General features: G+C 43.0%; 24 protein-coding genes and 1 riboswitch. Of the genes, 23 read left to right on the top strand and 1 reads right to left on the bottom strand.

Annotated elements, in window-relative coordinates:
* Nucleotides 1-18: 18 nt before the first annotated feature.
* The 22 genes from nusA to dapA all read left to right on the top strand — a co-directional run bounded on the left by nusA (nt 19) and on the right by dapA (nt 21,384).
* Nucleotides 19-1,368: a transcription termination factor NusA gene (gene nusA, locus DESMER_RS17620; protein WP_014904416.1), complete on the top strand. Its 1,350-nt coding sequence runs from the start codon at nt 19-21 to the stop codon at nt 1,366-1,368.
* A gap of 4 nt (nt 1,369-1,372) precedes the next feature.
* Nucleotides 1,373-1,636 carry an RNase P modulator RnpM gene (gene rnpM / locus DESMER_RS17615; protein WP_014904415.1) on the top strand — a complete coding sequence of 88 codons (264 nt, stop codon included), beginning with the start codon at nt 1,373-1,375 and terminating at the stop codon, nt 1,634-1,636.
* Entirely contained in the window at nt 1,633-1,929 is a 297-nt protein-coding gene (locus DESMER_RS17610; RefSeq protein WP_014904414.1) for a L7Ae/L30e/S12e/Gadd45 family ribosomal protein, read from the top strand. Before rnpM ends, DESMER_RS17610 begins: the two co-directional genes overlap by 4 nt.
* A gap of 44 nt (nt 1,930-1,973) precedes the next feature.
* The gene (gene infB, locus DESMER_RS17605; protein WP_014904413.1) at nt 1,974-4,871 is read left to right on the top strand and encodes a translation initiation factor IF-2; all 2,898 of its coding nucleotides are present in this window, start codon (nt 1,974-1,976) and stop codon (nt 4,869-4,871) included.
* A gap of 20 nt (nt 4,872-4,891) precedes the next feature.
* Nucleotides 4,892-5,266 (top strand): 30S ribosome-binding factor RbfA, encoded by a 375-nt coding sequence (gene rbfA / locus DESMER_RS17600; protein ID WP_014904412.1) that lies wholly within the window; start codon nt 4,892-4,894, stop codon nt 5,264-5,266.
* A complete protein-coding gene (locus DESMER_RS17595) occupies nt 5,259-6,242 on the top strand; it encodes a DHH family phosphoesterase (protein WP_014904411.1) in 984 nt (327 codons plus the stop codon). Before rbfA ends, DESMER_RS17595 begins: the two co-directional genes overlap by 8 nt.
* Nucleotides 6,226-7,110, top strand: coding sequence for a tRNA pseudouridine(55) synthase TruB (gene truB / locus DESMER_RS17590; RefSeq protein ID WP_014904410.1), 885 nt, complete (start codon nt 6,226-6,228; stop codon nt 7,108-7,110). Before DESMER_RS17595 ends, truB begins: the two co-directional genes overlap by 17 nt.
* A 48-nt stretch (nt 7,111-7,158) precedes the next feature.
* Nucleotides 7,159-8,088: a bifunctional riboflavin kinase/FAD synthetase gene (locus tag DESMER_RS17585; RefSeq protein ID WP_014904409.1), complete on the top strand. Its 930-nt coding sequence runs from the start codon at nt 7,159-7,161 to the stop codon at nt 8,086-8,088.
* Nucleotides 8,089-8,224: 136 nt separating this feature from the next.
* The gene (gene rpsO, locus DESMER_RS17580) at nt 8,225-8,491 is read left to right on the top strand and encodes a 30S ribosomal protein S15 (protein WP_014904408.1); all 267 of its coding nucleotides are present in this window, start codon (nt 8,225-8,227) and stop codon (nt 8,489-8,491) included.
* Nucleotides 8,492-8,693: 202 nt separating this feature from the next.
* Nucleotides 8,694-10,841: a polyribonucleotide nucleotidyltransferase gene (locus DESMER_RS17575; protein ID WP_014904407.1), complete on the top strand. Its 2,148-nt coding sequence runs from the start codon at nt 8,694-8,696 to the stop codon at nt 10,839-10,841.
* 78 nt (nt 10,842-10,919) lie between these two features.
* Nucleotides 10,920-11,675 (top strand): polysaccharide deacetylase family protein, encoded by a 756-nt coding sequence (locus DESMER_RS17570; protein ID WP_014904406.1) that lies wholly within the window; start codon nt 10,920-10,922, stop codon nt 11,673-11,675.
* A gap of 24 nt (nt 11,676-11,699) precedes the next feature.
* Nucleotides 11,700-12,857, top strand: coding sequence for a D-alanyl-D-alanine carboxypeptidase family protein (locus DESMER_RS17565; protein WP_014904405.1), 1,158 nt, complete (start codon nt 11,700-11,702; stop codon nt 12,855-12,857).
* 25 nt (nt 12,858-12,882) lie between these two features.
* Nucleotides 12,883-14,148: a M16 family metallopeptidase gene (locus tag DESMER_RS17560; RefSeq protein ID WP_042334722.1), complete on the top strand. Its 1,266-nt coding sequence runs from the start codon at nt 12,883-12,885 to the stop codon at nt 14,146-14,148.
* An 86-nt stretch (nt 14,149-14,234) separates the two neighbouring features.
* Nucleotides 14,235-14,693: a dUTP diphosphatase gene (gene dut / locus DESMER_RS17555; RefSeq protein WP_014904403.1), complete on the top strand. Its 459-nt coding sequence runs from the start codon at nt 14,235-14,237 to the stop codon at nt 14,691-14,693.
* 89 nt (nt 14,694-14,782) lie between these two features.
* Nucleotides 14,783-15,088, top strand: coding sequence for a hypothetical protein (locus DESMER_RS17550; RefSeq protein WP_014904402.1), 306 nt, complete (start codon nt 14,783-14,785; stop codon nt 15,086-15,088).
* Nucleotides 15,089-15,101: 13 nt separating this feature from the next.
* Entirely contained in the window at nt 15,102-15,371 is a 270-nt protein-coding gene (locus DESMER_RS17545) for a YlmC/YmxH family sporulation protein (protein ID WP_014904401.1), read from the top strand.
* 114 nt (nt 15,372-15,485) lie between these two features.
* Nucleotides 15,486-16,289 carry a 4-hydroxy-tetrahydrodipicolinate reductase gene (gene dapB / locus DESMER_RS17540; protein WP_014904400.1) on the top strand — a complete coding sequence of 268 codons (804 nt, stop codon included), beginning with the start codon at nt 15,486-15,488 and terminating at the stop codon, nt 16,287-16,289.
* Between the two features lie 83 nt (nt 16,290-16,372).
* The gene (dpsA, locus tag DESMER_RS17535) at nt 16,373-17,290 is read left to right on the top strand and encodes a dipicolinate synthase subunit DpsA (protein ID WP_014904399.1); all 918 of its coding nucleotides are present in this window, start codon (nt 16,373-16,375) and stop codon (nt 17,288-17,290) included.
* 3 nt (nt 17,291-17,293) lie between these two features.
* A complete protein-coding gene (locus DESMER_RS17530; RefSeq protein WP_014904398.1) occupies nt 17,294-17,887 on the top strand; it encodes a dipicolinate synthase subunit B in 594 nt (197 codons plus the stop codon).
* Between the two features lie 87 nt (nt 17,888-17,974).
* Nucleotides 17,975-18,961, top strand: a complete 987-nt coding sequence (locus DESMER_RS17525; protein WP_014904397.1) for an aspartate-semialdehyde dehydrogenase — start codon at nt 17,975-17,977, stop codon at nt 18,959-18,961.
* A gap of 207 nt (nt 18,962-19,168) precedes the next feature.
* Nucleotides 19,169-20,395 (top strand): aspartate kinase, encoded by a 1,227-nt coding sequence (gene dapG / locus DESMER_RS17520; protein ID WP_014904396.1) that lies wholly within the window; start codon nt 19,169-19,171, stop codon nt 20,393-20,395.
* Between the two features lie 35 nt (nt 20,396-20,430).
* The gene (dapA, locus tag DESMER_RS17515; RefSeq protein ID WP_014904395.1) at nt 20,431-21,384 is read left to right on the top strand and encodes a 4-hydroxy-tetrahydrodipicolinate synthase; all 954 of its coding nucleotides are present in this window, start codon (nt 20,431-20,433) and stop codon (nt 21,382-21,384) included.
* 210 nt (nt 21,385-21,594) lie between these two features.
* Here dapA and DESMER_RS23240 read toward each other — a convergent pair whose 3' ends face one another.
* The gene (locus DESMER_RS23240; RefSeq protein WP_014904394.1) at nt 21,595-21,732 is read right to left on the bottom strand and encodes a DUF1540 domain-containing protein; all 138 of its coding nucleotides are present in this window, start codon (nt 21,730-21,732) and stop codon (nt 21,595-21,597) included.
* Nucleotides 21,733-22,097: 365 nt separating this feature from the next.
* Between DESMER_RS23240 and DESMER_RS17510 the strand changes: the two genes are divergently transcribed.
* Nucleotides 22,098-23,762 (top strand): ribonuclease J, encoded by a 1,665-nt coding sequence (locus tag DESMER_RS17510; RefSeq protein WP_014904393.1) that lies wholly within the window; start codon nt 22,098-22,100, stop codon nt 23,760-23,762.
* Between the two features lie 68 nt (nt 23,763-23,830).
* Nucleotides 23,831-24,017: riboswitch (cobalamin riboswitch) on the top strand.
* Nucleotides 24,018-24,236 lie beyond the last annotated feature (219 nt).

The following is a 24,236-nucleotide window of genomic DNA, read 5'->3' as shown; positions in this document are numbered from 1 at the left end:
AAGGAGGAAAATTTAAAAATGAATATGGAGTTCATCGAGGCCCTTCATGAATTAGAAAAAGGACGGGGAATTTCTGCAGAAATTCTATTTGAGGCAATTGAGGCGGCACTGATTTCCGCATACAAGAAGAATTTCGGATCATTGCAAAATGTGCGAGTTCTGATTGATCGTTTAACCGGTGAGTTTAAAGTTTATGCCCGAAAAACCGTTACAGATATCGTGGAGGATCCTCGGACTCAGGTTGGTTTGGCAGAGGCTCGTAATCTCGATCCTAATTACCAACTAGAAGACATTGTTGAATACGAAGTAACCCCTCGTGAATTTGGCCGAATTGCAGCTCAAACAGCGAAGCAGGTCGTCGTTCAACGCATAAGAGAAGCAGAACGCGGTATGATCTATGATGAATTTGTCAATCGTGAAGGGGATATTGTTACCGGAGTTGTCCAACGCTATGAGCAAAAAAACGTCATTGTTGATTTAGGAAAGGTGGAAGCTGTACTTCCTGCTCAGGAACAAATACCTGGGGAGGAATATCAGTCGTTTGAGCGCATTAAAACCTATGTTGTAGAGGTGAAAAAAACGACAAAGGGACCTCAAATAATGCTTTCACGGACACATCCGGGGTTGATAAAACGTCTGTTTGAGCTTGAAGTTCCAGAAATTCATGATGGAATTGTTGAAATAAAAGGAGTCTCACGTGAAGCTGGAGCGCGTTCCAAAATCGCGGTTCATTCACGTGACCAAAATGTTGATCCTGTAGGGGCATGTGTTGGCCCTAAGGGAGTACGTGTGCAGACCATTGTCACAGAATTGAAAGGTGAAAAGATTGATATTGTAAATTTCTCAATCGATCCTCAAGAATTTGTGGCTAATGCCTTATCACCCGCAAAAGTTTTACAAGTCTATCCAAAACTCAATGAAAAAGTTGCTGTTGTAGTAGTCCCGGATTATCAGCTTTCATTAGCAATTGGTAAAGAAGGGCAAAATGCACGTTTGGCGGCTAAGCTTACTGGTTGGAAAATTGATATAAAGAGTGAGTCACAAGCAATTGCCCACAATATCATTCCTCAAGGGCAGCAAGAGTATGATACTTACGCCGAGTTCGATGAATATGAAGAGTACTCAGAATATGATGAGTACGTAGATTCCGATAATTATCAAGAATATCAGGAAGAACAAGAGTATCAAGAGGATATAATAAATAGGGATCCTAAGCCAAAAGTAGATGAAGACAATTACGTTGAAACATATGAAGAAGAACTTCTTTCAAATGAGGATGATTCTTTAGTATTAGAAGATCTTCCCGAGGATCTGGATACATTGCTTGACCCAGATGAGCTTCTCGAAAAACCCAAAGGGAAGGGGTGAGGGAATGAAGACACGAAAAGTCCCGATGCGGATGTGCTTGGGGTGCCAAGAAATGAAGCCTAAGAAAGAGCTTTTGCGAGTCGTGAGAACTCCGGAGGGGGTTGTAGAATTAGATCCAACCGGAAAACGGAATGGCCGTGGTGCTTACCTTTGTCCAAACTCAGTCTGTTTTCAAGCCGCTGTTAAGGAGCGCCGTTTTCGTAAAGCTTTTGGAGTCGACGTGGACCCTGCAGTTTTCGCGAATCTAGAAGGGAAAATATCCTCTTGAATACACGTATAGAATCATTAGTAGGAATTGCACGACGAGCTGGAAAAATCGCTTCCGGAGACGCTCAAATTGAGGCCATGCTTAAAAAACGAAAAGGGTTTCTCTTAATTATTGCGGAAGATGCCCACGGAGCACAAAAAAAGTATACTCAATGGGCTAAAGATATAAGACTACCGGTGTTAATCACTGGTACAAAATTAGAGCTGGGATGTTCTATAGGACTTTCGCCGCGTTCAGCAGTGCTTATTTTGGATCAAGGGTTTGCTAAGGCTATATTACTAGCAAGGAGCTGATGCTTGGAGCGTAATGTGGGAGCCGATTATGTGGGGGTGGTTAAATGAGTATTCGTGTTCATGAATTAGCAAAAGAATTAAATTTTAGTAGTAAAGAAGTGATGACAAGACTCGTGGCTATGGGAACTGATGTAAAAAATCATTTAAGTACGGTCGATCAAAAAGACGCAGATCGCTTAAGGAACCAACTGAAAGGAAAGGAGACAAATTTGGAGCATTCTGAACACAAAAATACTGAAGAAACAAGACCAATGACAACTGAATCAGTACAAGATGGAGAGCTGAAAGATCCCCGTTCAGCAATGGAAAGGCAGCCTCAAAGTGCTCGCCCAGAAATTGAGGGAGGACGACGTCCGGGAGCCGAAGGGCGTCCACAAGCCCCAAGGCAAGGAAATCAAGGACAGCCACAAGGTCCTCGACCTGGATATCAAGGTCAGCCACAAGGTCCACGTTCAGGGAGTCAGGGTCAGCCACAAGGTTCGCGACCAGGGTACCAAGGTCAACCTCAAGGTCCGCGACCAGGGTACCAAGGTCAACCACAAGGCCCTCGTCCGGGATATCAAGGACAACCGCAAGGACCTCGTCCGGGATATCAAGGCCAGCCGCAAGGACCTCGTCCGGGATATCAAGGCCAGCCGCAAGGTCCTCGTCCGGGATATCAAGGACAACCGCAAGGTCCTCGTCCGGGATATCAAGGCCAGCCGCAAGGACCTCGTCCGGGATATCAAGGCCAGCAGCAAGGACCCCGTCCAGGGTATCAGGGACAACCGCAAGGACCTCGTCCGGGATATCAAGGACAGCAGCAAGGACCTCGTCCAGGGTATCAGGGACAACCGCAAGGACCCCGTCCAGGATATCAAGGCCAGCCGCAAGGATCCCGTCCAGGGTATCAGGGACAACCGCAAGGACCCCGTCCGGGATATCAAGGACAGCAGCAAGGTCCGCGCCCAGGGTACCAGGGTCAGCAGCAAGGTGCTCGTCCAGGAATGCCTCCGCGTGCTGGTGGGGGTGCCCCGCCGTCACCCGTTATTATTGAACAAGCGAAAAGGCAAATGCCTGCAAATAAAAAAGCTCAAGATAAGGCTTACGAACGAAAAAGAGAAATCGAAAAAGAAAGAGAAAATGCAATCCGGTCACCCCATAGACGTCCACAAAAACATGTCAAAAAAGAAGTTAAGGATACTACGCCAAAGCATATTGTGATACAGGGATCAATATCAGTTCAGGATTTAGCCTCTAAGATGAGCCGTAAAGCTGGAGAACTGATTAAACAGCTTATGAACCTGGGAGTTATGGCAACTATCAATCAGGAATTGGATGTTGAAACCGCAACAATCCTAGCCGGCGAAATGGGAGTAACAATTGAGGTAAAGGCCGAGAAGTCATTGGCTGTTATTGAGGAAATCCAAGATGATCCCCAAGACCTGGTTACCCGTCCGCCTGTAGTTACAGTAATGGGGCATGTCGATCATGGTAAGACCTCACTCCTGGATGCCATTCGGACGACACATGTAACCGCTTCTGAGGCAGGGGGCATTACGCAGCATATTGGGGCCTATCAAGTTGAAATAAACGGCCAAAAAATTACTTTCTTAGACACACCGGGACATGAAGCGTTCACATCTATGCGTGCTCGTGGTGCTCAGGTAACCGATATTGCTATTCTAGTAGTAGCGGCTGACGATGGAATAATGCCTCAAACTATTGAGGCTATAAATCATGCTAAAGCGGCTGAGGTTCCAATTATAGTAGCTATTAACAAGATAGATAAAGAGAATGCTGTCCCAGAAAAAGTAAAACAGGAGTTAACAGAGTATGGTCTTGTCGTCGAAGAATGGGGCGGAGATACAATTGCCGTTCCAGTATCAGCGAAGAGTCATCATAACATTGAACAACTGCTGGAGATGATTTTGTTAGTTGCAGAAGTTCGCGAGTATAAAGCGAACCCAAATCGTCCGGCTGCCGGCACTGTTATCGAGGCAGAACTGGATAAAGGGAAGGGGCCGGTAGCAACTGTACTCGTCTCCAAAGGAACGCTTAATATTGGCGATGTCGCAGTAGCCGGTTGTGCATATGGCCGAATTAAGGCTATGTTGGATGAAAAAGGCCGACGTGTTAAAAAAGCTGGTCCTTCAATGCCTGTAGAGGTACAAGGCCTATCCGAAGTTCCTGAAGCTGGAGAACCATTCTACGTTGTTGCAGATGAAAAATTAGCTAGACAGATAACGTCTGCTCGGATTGCAGTGCGCAAAGTAGAAGAGTCTAAACAAAGTGTCGCTGTGAAAGTTAGCCTTGAAGACCTTTTTGATAAGATTAAAGAGGGTGAAATTAAAGACCTCAATATTATTATCAAAGCAGATGTACAAGGATCTGTCGAAGCTTTAAAGCAATCATTATTACGACTTTCAACAGGCGAAGTAAGAGTTAATCCAATCCATGGCGGAGTCGGTGCAATCAATAAAACAGACATTATGCTGGCCTCGGCTTCAAACGCAATTATTCTGGGCTTTAATGTACGCCCTGATGCCAATGCCAAGGCAACAGCTGAGTTAGAAGGGGTAGATCTGCGCTTATACAGAGTTATCTATGACGCCATTGAAGATGTTAAAGCGGCAATGACAGGTTTGTTAGACCCTTCTTTCAAAGAGGTTGTTGTGGGTAAGGCTGAAGTTCGTATGGTCTTTAAAGTTCCTAAAGCCGGAACAGTCGCCGGTTGTATGGTGACTGAAGGTAAAATTCTTCGTTCTGCCAAAGTCCGGGTTATTCGAGATAGCATTGTCATTCATGAAGGTGTTATGGAATCTCTTAAGCGCTTTAAGGATGATGCAAAAGAGGTTGCCGAAGGTTATGAATGTGGAATTGGAATAGAAAAGTATAATGATGTCAAAGAGGGAGACACTATTGAAGCATTTGTTATGGAAGAAGTTAAGCGAACATTATAGTAATCCCTGGAGGTATTGGTATGTCAAAACATCGATCTAATCGGTTGGCGGAAACACTTAAAGAGGAAATTTCTCAGCTTATTCGTGTAGAGTTAAAGGATCCTCGCATAGGATTTGTAACTCTGACAAGTGTGGATGTTGCAGATGATTTGTCACACGCGAAAGTGTATATTAGTGTTTTGGGTACTGAGGAGGAAGGGAATGCGTCATTAGATGCCTTGAATCGTGCTGCTGGTTTTGTTCGAAGTGAAATTGGCAAACGGATACGGCTTAGACATGTTCCATCGATCGTTTTCAAATACGATCCATCCATTCAACATGGCGCGTATATTGCGAAATTGCTGAAGGATGTTGGAGTATCCGAGGAAACCAGTAAGGAAGAATCCCATGACTGAAAACACTTTCATGGAAGAGTTTGTAGACGTTCTAAGAAAAGCGCCAAAGGTGGCGCTTTTCTCCCATATATCACCGGATGGTGACTGTATTGGTTCTATGCTGGCCATAGGTCTAGCTTTACAGAAAATGGGCAAAGAAGTGGTGTACTATAATCCTAATCCTATACCAGGAAATTTAGGGTTTTTGCCGGGTTCTCGTTGTATAAGTCAGATCCTTCCGAATCCCCAACCGAAGACCCTGCTCTTTGTAGATTGTACAGATTTGGGGAGAGTTAATCTCGCAAAATCCGATATCCATGGTAACAGTACAATTCTTAACCTAGATCATCATATCTCAAATCTAAACTTTGGAGATATTAATTGGGTTGATGCCCGAGCAAGTGCAGTAGGGGAGCTAGCTTTAACCCTTATAAACCTTCTGGGTGTAGAGATTGATCTGGACATAGCCGTTAATCTTTACACTGCTATTGTAACGGATTCCGGTTGTTTTCAGTATAGCAATACGACAGCCCAGACCCATCGTTTGACGGCCAAGCTATTGGATTTAGGGATTGATTTAGCTTCTATTCATCATAATATTTTTGATCAAAAGCCAATAGCCCAAGTGAAACTTCTTCAATGTGCCTTAGCTGGTCTAGAAATGTATGCTGAGGGACAATTGGCCTTGCTTACTTTGAGTCTTGAGGATTTTCAAAGGAGCGGTGCCGAGCAGGAGTTAAGTGACGGCTTGGTTAATCATGTGCGTAGCATCGCCGGTGTCGAGTCTGCAGTACTATTAAAAGAGGTCGGACCATTAGAAGTGAAAGTTGGACTGCGTTCTAATCTCTGGCTGGATGTCAATAAGATAGCTGCACAATTCGGTGGAGGAGGGCACAAGCGAGCAGCAGGCTGCACCTTAAAAATCCCCCTTACCGAGGCTAAGATAAGTATTATTGGTGCGATTGAGGAGGCGTTAAGGAGTGGAAGGAATAATTAACGTTCTCAAACCACCGGGAATGACTTCTTCGGATGTTGTGGTTTGGATACGTAGAAGTCTCAAAATGAAAAAAGTCGGCCATACCGGAACTCTTGACCCAGGAGTTGCTGGCGTATTGCCAATTTGTGTAGGCAAGGCTACACGATTAGCCGAATACATTACTGATCAAGGAAAAAAATATATTGCCGAAGTGAAGTTTGGGATTACAACGGATACACAGGATGCCTATGGTAAAGTAATACAAGAGACTCTACCGAGTCTTGACAAGGCCGATTTAGAACGGATATTGCCTGATTTCACTGGGAAGATATCTCAGTTACCCCCCTTGTTTTCAGCTGTTCGTAAAGAAGGAAAGCACCTTTATGAATATGCTCGGAAGGGAATACCCATTGAGATTACTCCACGTGAAGTGATAATTTATAAATTGAACCTTGAGCAATGGTATCAAGGAGAATTTCCCAAGGCTGTCTTAAATATTGAGTGTTCAAAAGGAACTTACATACGGACAATTTGTCATGATCTTGGACAAACTCTGGGCTGTGGGGCCCATATGTCCTATTTAGTACGAGTTCGTTCTGGGTCGTTTAAGATCCAGGAAAGTTGGACCTTGGAAGAGATTGAAGAAGCTGTACGGAACAATGACTATTCATTTATTTTGCCCCTAACTGCTGGGATTGATTTGCCCCGGGTATCATTATCCGAGGTACGTGCTAATGCTTTTCGGAATGGATTACCAAGCAGAAGAGATCAAGTTAATCTTTATGAAGAAAGCAATGAGCCTTACGTGCAGGTAATGGAGCGTGAACAATTGATAGGAATAGGAGTCTGGCGCAAGGAAGCTCTTTACCCACATAAAGTCTTTAAATAATTTGTTGGAATGCCGCATGCTATTCCCTATTTTAGGAGGTCTAATTCGGTGCAAGTTCGAACAAGTCTGCCTATGGAAAGAGAGCCCTGTGTCTTAGCATTAGGTAATTTTGATGGAGTACATCTAGGTCATCGTAAATTACTCTTGCATGGATTTGAACAAGCGGTAGTTTTAGGTGTGGGTCTAGACGTCTTAATCTTTGAACCTCATCCCTTGAAGGTATTGTTTCCTGAAAGAGGAGTAAAGCTATTGTCTAGTACTCAAGAGCGTTTGCAGTATATGGAGGAACTAGGAGTCCATACTGTTTACCATCTGCCTTTTACCTTAGAAATGGCAAATACTTCACCAGAAGAGTTTGTGGAGAAAATCCTTTTACCCCTAGGGGTTATGCACGTAGTGGTCGGTTTTAACTATTCTTTTGGTGCACAAGGCAAAGGGAATCCCGAGTTGCTCCAAGCCTTAGGGCATAAGCATGGATTCGGAGTCAGTGTACTCCAGGCCCAGACAATTGATGGTCGCGTGATATCTTCCAGTAGTATTCGTAAAGCTATACTGCAAGGGGATATTCAGTTGGCAAGCTCTCTTCTGGGGCATTTGCCTTGCCTGCGTGGTACAGTTATACATGGAGAAGAGCGTGGGAGGATACTGGGTTATCCTACAGCTAACATACTTACCTCTGATGATTTTTTAATTCCTAAGCGGGGAGTCTACGCTATTTGGAGCTTAATAGATGGAAGACGTGTCTTAGGGATGATGAATATTGGAATGAAACCAACCTTTCATGAAATGTATGATACCGTGGTCGAAGTCCATTTCTTTGATTTTGATGGTAATCTATATGAGAAGGAGATTACTGTGTTCATAGAAGCGCGTTTACGTGATGAACGGAAGTTTGATGGAGTGAATGAACTTTTAAAACAGTTGGACAAGGATTGTTCAACTGCTAAGGCCGTTTTGAATCAAACTAGAGATCGATAACTATGAGCAAAACTTTACAAAACCTAAATTACAATGTATACTACTTTAGATACTAGTAGACCCACTGACTCGGCTTAGCGAAGACTCCAACGTAAACCTGGGCAGTCGGGATTAAAAAAATGGAGGAATTTAAATCATGATGACACCTGAGAGAAAGCAAGAGATCATTACAAAGTTTGCCCAACACGAAGGGGACACCGGATCTCCGGAAGTACAAATTGCGCTTCTCACCGAGCGGATTACCTATTTAACAGAGCACTTTAAGACTCATAAAAAAGACCATCACTCCCGCCGTGGGCTATTAAAGATGGTTGGATCGAGACGTGCTTTATTAAACTATCTAAAGAATGGTAACTTTGATCGTTATCGTACTATTATTACTGAACTTGGCCTGCGGAAGTAATGTGAGAGGCGGATCTATGGGATCCGCTTCTTTTTATGTGTAGTGGGGACGGTCTTTTAACACACATTATGTGTGTTAAAGGACCGTCCCCACGAAAATTAAGCTACATAGTTTTATTTCTACAAATTGCAGGAAATAATAATAATATGTCGAAGAGAAAACAAGTTAAAAAGGATTTGAATAGATTTAAGGAGGTTCCATTGTGAAACAGGAAATACTAGAAAGGTCACTCTCGGTAGGTGGAAGAACTATGACCTTCCAGACCGGGAAACTTGGGAAGCAAGCGGGAGGTGCAATATTTCTTCGTTATGGAGATACAGTCGTAACTGCATTTGCAACTTGCAGTGCTGTAGCTCGTGAAGGTATTGATTTTTTCCCCTTGACAGTTGAGTTTGAAGAACGGATGTATGCCGCAGGAAAAATTCCGGGCGGATTTATTAAACGTGAAGGGAGAGCTAGTGAGAAAGCAACTCTTTCAGCTCGTTTAATTGACAGACCTATTCGTCCGTTGTTTCCACAGGGATTTCGCAATGAAGTTCAAGTTGTTGCAGCTGTAATGTCAGTAGATCAAGATTGTGCGACAGATATCACTGCTATAAATGCTGCTTCCGCAGCTTTAGCTATATCTAACATTCCCTTCGAAGGTCCTATCGCTGCAGTTACGGTTGGACTTGTGGATGATGAATATATTATTAATCCTACTATTGAACAGGGTGCTAAAAGCCAAATGCATATTACAGTTGCCGGAACGCAAGAAGCTATCATGATGGTGGAAGCCAGTGCCCATGAAGTGCCAGAGGATAAGATCTTAGATGCAATTATGTTTGGGCACGAAGAGATTAAAAAGATTGCTAAGTTTATTGAAGGCTATCGAGAAGAAGCTTTTAATATGGGTTTGGCGAAAGAAAAACTTCAAGTGACAATAGTAGGTCACCCTGAAAACCTTGTCCAAGCAGTACGCGACTTTGCTTACGTTAAATTAGATCAGGCTGTACGAGTAGAAGAGAAGAAAGCTAGAGAGAATGCAATTGACGGAGTTAAAGCTGAAACTCTAGCTCATCTTGAAGCTGAGTTCCCTGAAGATTCAAAAGCAATCTCAAATATCCTAGAGGACATTGTGCATCAGATTGTCCGAAAATTGATTACCCATGAGCAAATCAGACCGGATGGTCGGGCAGTGGATGAAGTTCGCCCAATTAGTGTCGAAGTAGGTATTTTACCCCGTACACATGGGACAGGCCTCTTTACACGTGGACAAACTCAAGTGTTAACAGTGGCAACTCTAGGTGCGGCTAGAGATGAGCAAATTCTCGATGGTCTGGGTTTAGAAAGATCAAAGAGGTATATTCATCACTATAATTTCCCCCCCTATAGTGTTGGGGAGACTAGGCCTATGCGCGGACCGGGACGAAGAGAAATTGGTCATGGTGCATTAGCAGAGCGTGCTTTAGTTCCGGTGCTTCCTAACGAGGATGATTTCCCTTACACGATTCGTTTGGTTTCAGAGGTTTTGGAATCTAATGGATCAAGTTCCATGGCTTCCGTATGCGGTAGTACTCTTTCATTAATGGACGCCGGTGTTCCTATTTCGGCACCTGTTGCAGGTATTGCAATGGGACTCATTAAGGAAGATGATCAAATTGCTATACTCACAGATATCCAGGGTTTAGAGGATCATTTTGGAGATATGGATTTTAAAGTTGCTGGAACAAGCAAAGGGGTAACCGCTTTGCAGATGGATATTAAGATTATGGGTGTGTCAAGAGAAATCCTACTAAAAGCCTTAACTCAAGCTAAAGCTGGGCGACTTCATATTCTTGATAAGATGCTAGCTGTTATGGATAAGCCACGCCCACAGCTTTCTGCTTACGCACCAAGAATTATTACCGCGACGATTCATCCGGATAAGATTCGTGAGGTTATTGGACCCGGGGGAAAAACTATCAAGAAAATCGTCGAGGAAACAGATGTCAAAATCGATATCGAGGATGATGGACGAGTCTTCATATCTTCAGTTGGCGGCGATGGCGGAGAGAGAGCCTTAAAAATAATTCAGGCCCTGACCCAGGAAGTTGAAGTAGGTAAGGTGTATCAAGGTAAAGTCACAAGGGTTATGGATTTTGGCGCATTTGTTGAGGTCATCCCAGGAGTTTTGGGGCTCACTGGCAAGGAAGGGCTAGTTCATATTTCTCAGTTGGCTCATGAACGTGTCGAAAAAGTAGAAGATGTTGTAAAAGTTGGAGATGAAATTACAGTTAAGGCTACTGCAATCGATAAGCAAGGTAGGTTGAATCTATCTCGTAAAGAAGCAATACCCCGTAAAGAAAATCCAGCCCCACAAAAATCTTAATGAGTTAACCAAATAATCAACGATGATCAGTCTGTGAGTCCCTCCACTTGCATAAATGTTAAAGAGGGGGGGACGCATATGTTCATTAACTTAAAAATCTCGCGACGAATACTCTCGTTTGGCGGGATTTTCTTTCTATTGATTGTCGGAATTGTTGCTGGGCGCTGGGTTGTAGCCTCAAACACACCTGTTCCTAAGCCTATTGACCAAATCACGACGGATCAGAAACTCATGGCTTTAACGATTAATGTTGACTGGGGAGAAGAATTTATTCCGGCAATCTTAGATGAATTAGAGAAAAATAAGGCTCAGGTAACTTTTTTTGTAACTGGTCGATGGGCCAAGAAAAATCCAGACTTGCTGAAAGAAATCTATAATAGAGGGCATCAAATAGAAAACCATGGGTATTCTCATCCTCATCCTGATCAGCTTTCCGTGGGAGCAAACCAAGAAGAAATCAAAAAAACAGAAAGTATTGTAGAAGGAATTATAGGGAAGAAGACACAGTTGTATGCTCCTCCTTATGGTGAGAAGGGAGCATCCGGACTTCGAGCTGCCCATGAAATGGGCTATAGAACAATCCTTTGGACACTTGATACTGTTGATTGGAGGCCTGACAGCACACCGGAAATAATTGCCAAGAGAATTGTAAATCCTGCCATAAAGTTTGGAATTAAGCCAAACAAGTCAGGTGCCATAGTGTTAATGCATCCGAAAGCTAATACAGTAAAAGCTCTGCCCGTGATTCTTGAACAACTTGCCAAGGAGGGTTATATCTTCCAAACTCTTGATGAGCTAATAACATATGACCAGAGCGGAGATACTACCTCATGAAATAATAAAAGTTGAGGTGGTTTAATGACTAGTCTAAAGCGGACGCAGGCTTTCTACTGCGTTATTCTTTGTGTTATAGGTATATGCTTATTACTGGCTGGACCCGTCTTTGGTGCCCCGGTAAAGAAGCCTGCAAATAAAGCTGTAGAGGGGGCCGACCCGGGAGTGACCGCTGATGCTGCAGTGCTGATGGATGTGGCTACAGGAGATATTCTTTTTAGCAAAAAAGCTGATAAACAACGTCCTCCAGCTAGCACCACAAAAATCATGACCGCAATTTTGGGCTTCGAACTGGGTCGACCTGATGAAATTGTAACAGTGAGTGATAAAGCGGCAGCTGTTGGTGAATCGACAATTTACCTGGATCCCGGGGAAAAAATCGCGCTCTATGAACTTATAACAGGGGCCTTAGTTCGTTCAGGGAATGATGCCTGTGTAGCAATTGCTGAACATATTGCCGGAAGTGAAGAACAGTTTGTAGAATTAATGAATCGAAAGGCACTGGCCTTGGGTGCACAAAATACACATTTTGTTAACACCAACGGTTTACCTCGAAAAGAGCATTATTCAACAGCTTATGACTTGGCTTTAATGGCTAGGTATGGTTTGCAGATTCCACAATTTGTATCAATTACTCGGCTAAAAGAGACCGAAATACACTTTATTGAGCCAGACGTTTTCATGGACGTTAGAAACACCAATAAATTGCTATGGAACTATCCCTATGCAGATGGTATTAAAACTGGAACAACTACGGCAGCCGGCAAATGTTTGGTGGCTTCTGCTACCAAGGAGGGACGCCAACTTTTAGTTGTTGTTCTCAATGCACCTGATCGATTCGGAGATGCCAAGAAGCTTTTGGAATGGGGGTTTCAAAACACTGAAACTGTTCGGTTAGCGGCCGCCGGCGAGGTAATCGGCAAGTTTGAACATATTACAAAGCCCGTTCAAGTATTAACGACTGATCCTCTGGATGTAAGCGTTAAAAAGGCTGATCTTAAGAAGCTGGAAAAGCGTATCGAATGGGAAAAACCGACGAATCTGCCTATCTGTGCTGGGGATCGGTTAGGTCGTTTAGAGGTGTGGATGGGGGAAAAGAAGCTAAACAGCGTTCCCCTAATCAGTGAAAATGGAGTCGAAGAAAAATCGTTCCTTAAGACGATTATTTCCTTTAATTCTTAGAAGGAAGTAAGAGGGAGTGAATTTATTGTATAAAAAGACGTTACTGCCTAACGGTGTTAGGATTATTACAGAGGAAATTGACCATGTTCGTTCCGCAGCAATAGGAATGTGGGTAGGGGCTGGCTCACGGGATGAGCGTGAAGGATTTGAGGGGATTTCTCACTTTATTGAGCATATGTTTTTTAAGGGAACTGAACATCGAACTGCTCGAGCTTTAGCGGAATCCCTTGAGGCTGTCGGTGGGCAATTGAATGCCTTTACAACCAAAGAATATACTTGTTACTATGCAAAGATACTTGATGAGGATCTAGATCTGGCTATAGATGTCTTGAGTGATATGTTTTTCTCGTCGCTTTTCGATGAAAAAGAGATTGAGAAAGAAAAAAATGTTGTCATTGAAGAGATAAAAATGTATGAGGACTCTCCAGATGAATTAATTCATGACGTTTTTTCCGAGCAAGTCTGGAATGATCACCCACTCGGGAAACCAATTTTGGGAACAGAAGAGAGTATTAAGGCTTTAAACCGAGAGAAAATTATGCAGTTCCTTACTGAGCACTATGCCCCTGATAATCTTGTGATTTCTGTTGCCGGAAAAATTAAGCATGAAGAGGTTGTTAACAAGTTGTCTCCCCAATTTGGTAATTTTAATCGAGGCGGGCGAAGAGTACTCGAAGAAACTCCTATCGGCCGGACGATTGAATTTTATCAAAAGAAAGATACTGAACAGATGCATATCATCATGGGTGTGCCGGGTTTAGGTCAAGATGATGAAGACATCTATGCCATGCATATATTCAATAACATTTTAGGTGGTGGATTGAGTTCTCGCTTATTCCAAGAGATACGTGAACAACGAGGATTGGCTTATTCCGTTTATTCGTACCATTCAACCTATGTCGATACCGGATTATTTGCGATTTATGCCGGTACAAGTCCTAAAAATACTCAGGAAGTAATTGTCTGTATTCTTGAAGAATTGATGGAAATGAAGGAAAAAGGAATTAGTGCAGAAGAATTAGCAAGAACGAAAGCGCAGATCAAAGGCGGCTTGTATTTGGGATTAGAAGCAGTCAGTAGCCGAATGAGTCGCTTGGGGAAGACGGAACTAACCTATAATCGCGTGCTATCTCCAGAGGAAGTCGTAGAGAAGCTTGAAAAGGTGACGCTTGAGGATGTTTTACGAGTGATTGGGCGACTATGGAAAAAGGAAAATATAAGTATTATGACAATGGGGCCATCCGGCCATGATGTTGTATTACCGGACTTGTTGAAGCAATCAGGATGGTAGTAATCGAAAGTTCGTGGTTCGAGGATCGTGGTTCGTATATCACCACGAATATCGAACCACGAATATCGAAGTGGGGGATCTTTTTGGTGACAAACTCAATAATCGTTAAAATTAAAAAGGTAAGTGGAAATGAAAATTCGCTGAGTATTCCAGAGTACGCAACCGCTGCTTCAGCAGGGGTTGATTTGTGTGCTGATTTAAAGAAGACAATAGTGTTAAAACCTGGCGAGAATATTAAAATTCCCACAGGTCTGGCTATTGAACTTCCAGGATCACATATTGTCGCACTGGTCTTTGCTAGAAGTGGGTTAGCCAGCCGTTACGGAATTGGCTTAACTAATGGAGTAGGGGTTATAGATGCTGATTATCGAGGCGAGATTCAGGTCTTAATGCAAAACCTTGGGAGTGAGCCTCTAGCAGTCAACCCTGGGGATCGTATAGCTCAAATGATCTTCATGCCAATTTTTAGGGCCATTTTTGAGGAGGTGAATGAACTAGAAGAAACTGCTAGAGGGGTAGGTGGCTTTGGTTCAACAGGGGTGTAAAAGTTTATCGAGATATATCAATTAAAAACATTCCTGGTTTGTTCTAATAATGTTTGTCTATTCATAGAATCCCCATGAGGGGGATTGAAATGGAAGCCCTTGGCGCAATAGTTTTAATTCTAGGCGTTGTAGTTTCAGTACGTGAACGAAAATATAGAATGATGTGGCGATCGACTGAGAGTTCTTCAAACTTGCTTGCTGGGGCCTTGAGCCAATTGGTCGGTACTGCAGGAGGGATTTATCTCTCGTTGGAGCTATTGTTTTCATTTTTGAAAATACCTGAAGACTTGTTCTATAATTCTGTTTTTTTTGTGGAGCCTTTAGCTGTGATTTCGTTATTACTTGCTATTTTACAGCCATTTGCAATAAGAGCCTGGGTAAGATTACGAAAGTAGAGGAGAGGATAGGATGCTTTTAAGTGATCTAGCCGGAAAAGAAATTATTAACCTCTATGATGGAGCAAAACTAGGATTAGTGGGGGATGCAGACCTAGATATTTCCTTTAACGGATCAGTAGAGGCAATCATCCTAACTTCCAGAGGAGGCTTTTCAGGCTTTTGGGGTTCTAAAGGGGATCGGGATCGTGAACATTTGGTAATTCCTTGGCAAACTGTTAAAAAAGTCGGCTCAGAGGTCATTATAGTCGAATTACACAACAGATCAGAAAGAGTTCGCTGAAAATTCAATTTGACAAAAGGAGCACATACCCAATAAAATGTATGGAAAAGCTTTAACCCCGCATTGCGTTTATAGCAACGGGGTTTTTGCCTTATCAGCGCAGGAGGGGTACTGTTGAAAAAAATTCGCGTTTTTGTTGCCGGAGCAAGTGGGAAAATGGGTCAAGAAGTGATCCGTTCGATTTTAAAAGAAGATGATCTCCTTTTAGTAGGAGCTTCTGATACACGACATCAAGGAATGGATGTTGGGTTTGTTGCAGGCACTCAAAGAGTTGGAGTAGATATTACTGGACCGTTAGATATTGATACCTTACGTTCTGCGAAGGCAGATGTATTGGTGGATTTCACAAATCCCCAATCAGTTCTAAAAAATTCTAAAACAGCAATTTTGGCAGGAGTAGTTCCCGTTATTGGTACTACGGGGTTGGATGAAGCAGAGATAAGTGAAATACGTGTTCTAGTAGAGAAAGAGAATGTTGGAGCTTTTTTAGCCCCGAATTTTTCTATAGGAGCAATACTGATGATGAGGTTTGCCAAAGAATCCGCTAAATATTTCCCACATGTTGATATAATTGAGCTGCATCATGATCAAAAATTAGATGCTCCGTCCGGGACTGCTTTAAAAACAGCAGAAGGGATTTTGGAAGTTCGTGAGCCTATGGTTCAAGGACATCCCAATGAGTATGAAAAAATACCTGGGGCCAGGGGCGCTGACCTAGGAGGAATCCATATTCATTCAGTGCGTTTGCCAGGTTTGATCGCTCACCAAGAAGTCCTGTTTGGAGGGCTTGGTCAGTCGCTTTCAATTAGACATGATGCATTCTCCAGAGAAACCTATATGCCGGGGATTATCTTAAGTATAAGAAAATCTTACGAGCTGACAGAGCTAATAGTTGGGCTGGATAATTTCCTTGATTAGATGTATTTCTGCGTAACCGCAGCCTGCATACCCTCATATAATGGATAGTAGTCATGGGACACTGTCTCAAAGGGGGCATAAAAATGAGTGCGGGTTTGAAAGGAATTCGTTTTGCTGTAGTCGGGGGAGATGACCGGGAACTTTATCTAATAGCCGAATTACAGAAACAAGGAGCCTACATAATCGGGGTCGGATTCGAAAAGGCTTCTCACAATTCAGAAATGATGCATGCAACGTCTTTGGAGGATGCTGTAAGCAAAGTGGATGTATTGCTTTTTCCGATGTTCGGAGCCGATGAACGTGGGGTAATCAAAGCTAAATACTCGGATACACCAATTGTCTTAAACAAAAAAGTACTCGAATCTATTCCGAGAAATGTACCACTGATTATTGGCTATGCAAGGCCGGCGCTAAAGTCTGCAGCAGAGAATTTAGGAATTCAATTGATTGAGACTGCCAAGTTGGATGAACTGGCGATTCTTAATTCTATACCATCAGCAGAAGGCGCTATTCAAATGGCGATGGAAGCAACTAAGATCACTATTCATGGCAGTCAGAGCTTTGTCTTAGGATTAGGACGCTGTGGTTGGACTTTAGCAAGAATGTTGGTAGGAATTGGAGCGCATGTTACTGGAGTTGCCCGCAAACCTTCGGATTTAGCACGAGCTGAAGAAATGGGCCTTCAGGCACTGCATTTTGCGAATCTAGAGGATGAGATCGGTCGGGCAGAAATAGTTTTTAACACTGTACCTCATCAAGTTTTAGATCGAATGATGCTAGAAAAGGTGTCTCATGATGCAGTAATCATTGATTTGGCCTCAATCCCGGGCGGAACAGATTTTGAATATGCGCAAATGCTAGGTATCAAAGCTCAGCTTGCGCCAGGCCTCCCAGGAATTGTAGCCCCAAAAACAGCTGGACGGATTCTTGCTCATATCTACCCGCAACTTATTCTTCGTCACTTGACCACAATTAACACTACTTGTAAAGTGGAGGTGTAAGGGATGAAGTTTGAAGGGTTGAAAATTGGGTTTGCTATTACAGGATCACACTGTACTATAAATGAGGTTACCAAAATAATGAAGGGGTTAGTTGATGAGGGAGCTGAGGTAACACCGATTATCTCTTATTCAGTTGAAAGTATGGATACTCGTTTTGGCAAAGCTGAGGATTGGAAACTTCAATTCCGGCAAATTACGCAAAAGGAGATCATTCATACAATACCTCAGGCCGAGCCGATTGGACCCAAGAAAATGTTTGATTGTGTAGTAATAGCACCTTGTACCGGAAATACCCTGGCTAAGCTCGCCAACGGAATCATCGATACCCCGGTGTTAATGGCTGCTAAATCTCATCTTCGTAATCAAAGGCCTGTTGTTTTAGCGATTTCTAGTAACGATGGACTCGGATTAAATGCTCGAAATATTGGAACTTTATTGATTACCAAAAATGTTTACTTGGTACCGTTTGGGCAAGATAATCCCGAGGATAAAGCAAATTCTCTAGTAGCACATATGGATAAAATCCCGGAGACGATTTTAATGGCATATGCAGGAAGACAAATTCAACCGATATTAGTGGACTATCTGGGAAAGTGATCAACGCTATAAAAGGGATGGTCAGGTGCCTTCAAAGGGCACCTGACTAAGCCCTATTTCAGTCAATAATAAGGAGGAACATAAGTAATGTCTAATGTAGCAATAGTTGGTGCCACAGGTGCAGTAGGACAAGAGTTTCTTAAAATTCTAGCAGAGAGGAATTTCCCTGTTACAGAACTAAGGTTGCTGGCTTCCAAGCGTTCTGCAGGGAAACGAATTACATGGCAGGGACAGGAACTTGAAGTTCAGGAGACTACCCACGAGAGTTTTAAGGGGATAGACATTGCTCTGTTTGCCGGTGGATCAGCTAGCACAGAATATGCCCGTTCTGCTGTAGAAAGTGGAGCAGTGGTTATTGATAATAGCAGTGCTTTTAGACTTGATCCAGAAGTGCCGCTTATCGTTCCTGAAGTTAATCCGGAAGATGTAAAGTTACACAAAGGGATAATTGCTAACCCAAATTGCTCGACAATTATAATGGCAGTTGCACTTAAGCCTATTTTTGATCTAGCAGGAATTAAACGAGTAGTGGTTTCAACTTATCAAGCTGTTTCAGGTGCCGGGCGAGAAGGCATTGAGGAATTGGGTGCCCAAGTAAAAGCTTGGTCACAGGGTGAGGAGCTTATCTCTAGTGTTTTCCCTCATCAGATTGCCTTTAACCTTGTTCCTCGCATTGACGTTTTTCAGGAGGGGGACTATACAAAGGAAGAATGGAAGATGGTTAAAGAAACTCAGAAAATATTCCATGTGCCAAGCATGGCCATTACTGCCACAACCGTTCGGGTGCCTGTTTTTAGAAGCCACTCTGAATCCATCAATGTTGAGACAGAGCGCATTGTCAGTGTATCTGAAATTAGAGAGGCTTTAAGCAAGGCTCCCGGCGTCATTGTAATCGACGATCCCAGTAAGGATCACTATCCTATGCCTTGGTTTAGTTCTGATAAAGACGAAGTCTATGTAGGTCGCTTGCGTAAAGACTTCTCGATTGATAAAGGATTTAACCTCTGGGTTGTCGGGGATCAAATTCGTAAGGGTGCCGCAACGAACGCTGTTCAGATTGCAGAACTGCTGTAATCCTCCAAGGTGGTTCGAAATTTTTTGAATCGTCTTTGCAGGGATAAAGTGAGTTAAATAAGCGATCAAGGAGCTAAAATAGATGATCGCTTGGATTTCGGAAAATGAGTTTGTTTAATTAGGATTGAATGAATTATCAGATCTATTGCCAAGTGGTAAAGCAAAAAGTTGGATTTGAGTTCGAACCAAGAATAGGGGGGTTAGAAGGTGCATATTCTTGTTCAGAAATTTGGCGGTACCTCCCTTGCTACAGATGAGCGAAGGGCTCAGGTGGCGTCTATTGTGTCAGAGGCTGTTCATGAAGGGTATTCTCCAGTGGTTGTTGTTTCAGCCATTGGGCGCTCAGGCGATCCCTATGCCACTGATACATTCTTAACTATGGTCAGGGGAATACACCCGGATTTACCCAAACGCGAATTAGATCTTCTGATGAGTTGTGGGGAAGTGATTTCCGGGACAGTTTTAGTAAGTACATTAAAAAGTCTAGGACTGAAAGCAGTTCTCTTAACAGGTGGTCAAGCAGGAATCATTACAAACAATGATTTTGGTGACGCTCGCATTGTACGAGTAGAGCCAGCTGAGATATTAGAACAATTAGCAGCAGGATATGTTGTCGTTGTGACCGGATTTCAAGGTGTGACAGAAAGTGGTCAGATTACTACTCTAGGAAGAGGAGGAAGTGACACTACAGCTTCAGCCTTAGGTGTTGCCCTTAACGCCGAATCTATTGATATCTATACTGATGTGGAAGGGATTATGACGGCTGATCCGAGGATCGTAGAGGATGCCCGGATTTTGGATACAGTCACGTATAACGAGATATGTCAGCTAGCTTATCAGGGCGCTAAAGTTATTCATCCCCGGGCAGTGGAAATTGCTATGCAAAGAAATATACCTCTAAGGATCAAATCAACTTTTTCCAAAGCTCCGGGGACATTAGTCACTAATATGCATCCTGATCGGGAAGTTGGAACTGATATTACTACAGATCGAATCATCGCCGGAATCGCCCATACACCAAATGTAACGCAATTCAAGATAATGACAACGGACGCTTCAAACAAACAGCTTACAGATAAGCGAATCTTCAAGGCAATGGCCCTTGCTGACATAAGTGTAGATTTTATCAGCGTACAGCCCGAAGCAGTGCTCTACACAGTATCAGATGAAGTTGCTGCCAAAGCAGTTCAAATACTACAGAATATGGACTTTGAAACAGAGGTTGTACCTAGTTGTGCAAAAGTATCTATAGTTGGGGCAGGCATAGCTGGCGTTCCTGGTGTTATGGCTGACATGGTTGAGGCACTTTCAGATGCAGGTGTCACTATCCTGCAATCAGCCGATTCACATACAACGATTTGGGTACTGGTTCATCAAAGAGACATGGTGACTGCAGTGCAAGCATTGCACAAGAAGTTTAAGTTAGACATATAGTATGCTAAATGGAATGGGAAGAAAGGATGAGAAAGATGCCTTTTGGTAGAATCTTGACCGCCATGGTGACTCCCATGAATGACGCATTGGAGGTAGATTATCAAGAAGCTGTGCGCCTAGCGCAGTACTTAATAGACCACGGATCCGACGGGGTCGTGGTATGTGGTACGACCGGAGAATCACCCACCATAACCGATAAAGAAAAAATTGAGCTCTTTAAGACTGTCAAAGCGGCCCTAGGAACAAGAGGAACTGTCATCGCAGGGGTTGGATCAAATTCAACGAGTTCAAGTGTTTCCTTAGCCCGTATGGCGGCGACTGCAGGTGTAGATGGATTAATGGCTGTTGTACCCTACTATAATAAACCATCTCAAGAGGGAATGTTTCAACACTTTAAAGCCATTGCAGAGGCTACACCATTACCGCTAATGCTCTATAATGTACCGAGTAGAACATCAGCAAACCTACTGCCTGATACGGTTAAAAGGCTATCAGAAATTACTAACATAGTTTCATTAAAAGAAGCAGCCGGTTCTCTGGATCAGGTCAGTGAACTCAAAAGACTTTTGCCAACGGAATTTGAGATCTATAGCGGAGATGACTCTATGACATTACCTATGCTAGCCTTAGGTTGCAATGGAATTGTTAGCGTTGCCGCCCACATTGTTGGAGATGAGATGAAGGCAATGATCGATGCCTGGTTTAACGGGGATACTGCCCAGGCAACAAAATGGCACCTGGAGCTTTACCCAGTATTCAAAGGAATATTTGTCACTTCAAATCCTGTTCCGATTAAGGCGCTCATGAACATGATTGGCATTAAAGCCGGGGGAGTCCGATTACCGCTTGTTGAGGCTACACTAGAGGAACTAAAATTTCTTGAGGAGCTCTTAAAAATTACAAAAAAATCCCGAATCGATAATAGGAGACAGGTAGAGACATTAGAATTGAAGGTCGCTTCTGATATGCCTGGAAATACAGTGGTCTAAAGTTCTATAAACTACTTTGTTGTAAAATAAAAAGGTGTATTTGGGTAGCACCTTTAAGTATTAAGCTCAGAAAGCTAATAAACCTCTGCAAGCAGGGGTTTATTAGCTTTCTGAGCTTAATATAAGTATTCTGAGTCATCGGAATAAGTCATCACCAATCAAAGGTGATGACTTAATGAGAGAGATAAGTTTAGGTTAGAAGAAAAGGGGTTATTTATCTCCGGGTTCATAAAAAGCACACTCTGCTTCACGATCCATTAAGCTGGAGGTTACACTTAATGTCTCGAGTTGACAATGGCCATCCTCATTATGATGACATTTGATTGCACTACAAACAACATTGGTCATGACTATTCCACCTTTCTATTACTAGTCAGAAAGTTTATGAAGTAATATGCTCTTAAAATATCGTTCCCGAATCTTGGTTTTTAATACACGGATCATGTCAGAATTGAGCAATTAAGGAATTTTAGGAGATGATGATCGAACTTGCAAGCCTTCGGTTTTCGCGCTATAATATATTATCTTTATTGTGCGGCTAGTTTCATAGATGATTATCGAAGTATTGGCGAACACTGGGCGTCATTGTGTTCGTTTTGTTATTTCGCGTCTTTTTTGTTGCTTAAATTTTGGGCTGCTAAGAAACCGGGAGAATCCCGTTAGCTTTTTGGGCACATGAGATATAAAGAAACACAAAATAGGAGGTGGTTTGATTGCCAAAAGAGCATAAATTGCAGATTATCCCATTAGGTGGACTTGGTGAAATTGGAAAAAATATGACAGTGATCCGCTATGACAACCAAATGGTGCTAGTTGATGCAGGATTAGCGTTTCCGGATGAAGACATGCTCGGAATAGACATTGTAATACCAGACTACACATACTTAATTGAGCACAAAGAAATGCTGCTTGGGATCTTATTAACCCATGGGCACGAAGATCATATTGGTGCATTGCCTTATCTTTTAAGAGATGTGGATGTGCCGGTATTTGGAACACGTTTGACTTTAGGTATTATTCAATCCAAGATGAAAGAAAACAACCTTAGCAATATACAGGCTACCGTTGTTCAGCCCCGTGATGTAATAAAGCTTGGAGTTTTCCGAATTGAGTTTATTCGTGTAAATCACAGCATACCGGATTCGGTTTCGATTGCTATCCATTCCCCATTAGGAACTGTTGTTGTGACAGGAGATTTTAAGCTGGATCATACCCCTGTGTCAGGTGAGATACTAGACATTCATAAATTTTCAGAGCTGGGGGACAAGGGAGTTCTATGCTTACTGTCTGACAGTACTAATGTTGAAAGAGCTGGATTTACTCCATCTGAAAGTCATGTCGGAGAAATGATTGATGAAGCCTTCCGGAATGCCAAAGATCGTGTTATTTTAGCTAGCTTTGCATCGAACGTTTATCGACTCCAACAAGCGATTACTGCTGCTGTAAACACAAACCGAAAAGTAGCAGTGGTGGGAAGAAGCATGGTTAATATTGTTGGAATTGCTGAAGAACTAGGGTATCTGGATATCCCGGAAGGAACCCTAATTGATATTGATGAGATTATTGGCTTACCGGGGAATCAGGCTTGTATTTTAACAACAGGAAGCCAAGGAGAGCCGATGTCTGCTTTGACTCGAATGGCTAACCATGATCATCGGCATGTCGCGATTCAACCCGGGGATACTGTAATCATTTCAGCGAGCCCTATTCCGGGTAACGAGAAATCAGTTGCTAAGACTGTTGACCAATTGTTCAAACTGGGTGCTAATGTGATTTACGAATCGGCTGAAGGTATGCATGTCTCGGGTCATGCAAGCCAAGAAGAGCAGAAACTAATGCTGAGCATGGTTCGCCCGCAGTATTTTATGCCTGTGCACGGAGAGTATCGCATGTTAATCAAACATGCCCAATTAGCAGAACAGCTGGGCATTCCCAGAGAAAATATTTTCATTACTGAAAACGGCGGCGTAGTTGAATTTACTCGGCATGGGGCGGCATTAGGCAGCAAAGTCATGGCTGGTAAAGTCTTAATCGACGGGTTGGGTATCGGAGATGTGGGGAATATTGTATTGCGAGATCGCAAACAGCTTTCCCAAGACGGTATTCTTATTGTCGTCATGACTATAAGTCGTGCCAGCGGCGCTATAGTATCGGGACCCGATGTTGTAACCCGTGGATTTGTGTATGTTCGGGAGTCCGAAACCATGTTAGATGAAGCCAAACAAAAAGTTAAACAAACCATGGCTCGTTGCAGGGAAAACAGGGTTACTGAATGGGCTGTCTTCAAGAACCAGATTAGAGATACTTTAAGTAAGCATTTCTACGAAAAAACTCGCCGCAGACCTGTGATCTTGCCAATTATTCAAGAAGTAGAATAGGTAGCAAGTTGACAAAGTCTTTTTAAATCTTACTTGACGTTAAAGATCATTCGTGTTAAATTTATAATAATCAAATATTTCGAGCAAATGATTTTTCTTTGCTGAAAAATCAAAAAACAGGGAAGCCGGTGTGATTCCGGCGCGGTCCCGCCACTGTAACGGGGAGTTCTTTGCCATATCCACTGAGGAAACTTGGGAAGGAGGCATAGAACGAGGAACCTTAGCCAGGAGACCTGATTGCTTGAATGCTTTAACTCACGATGGATGGGTGGCAGGGATTTTGTTAATTCAGCCCTCCATTCTTGGGGGGCTTTGATTATTTTTATCGTACATATAGTTTCTCGAGGGAAACTACCTGCAGGTTAGTGTCTTGTTCAAGCGGGATCTGCTTTCAAACATGCGAATGCGACTTGAAAGCGGAAGAGAACGCACCGTCCGAGATAACCGTTACTTTACTGTCTATCAGAGAGAGTA

The organism is Desulfosporosinus meridiei DSM 13257, assembly GCF_000231385.2.
Taxonomy (GTDB): Bacteria; Bacillota; Desulfitobacteriia; order Desulfitobacteriales; family Desulfitobacteriaceae; genus Desulfosporosinus; species Desulfosporosinus meridiei.
This window is presented reverse-complemented; position numbering and strand designations above follow the sequence as displayed.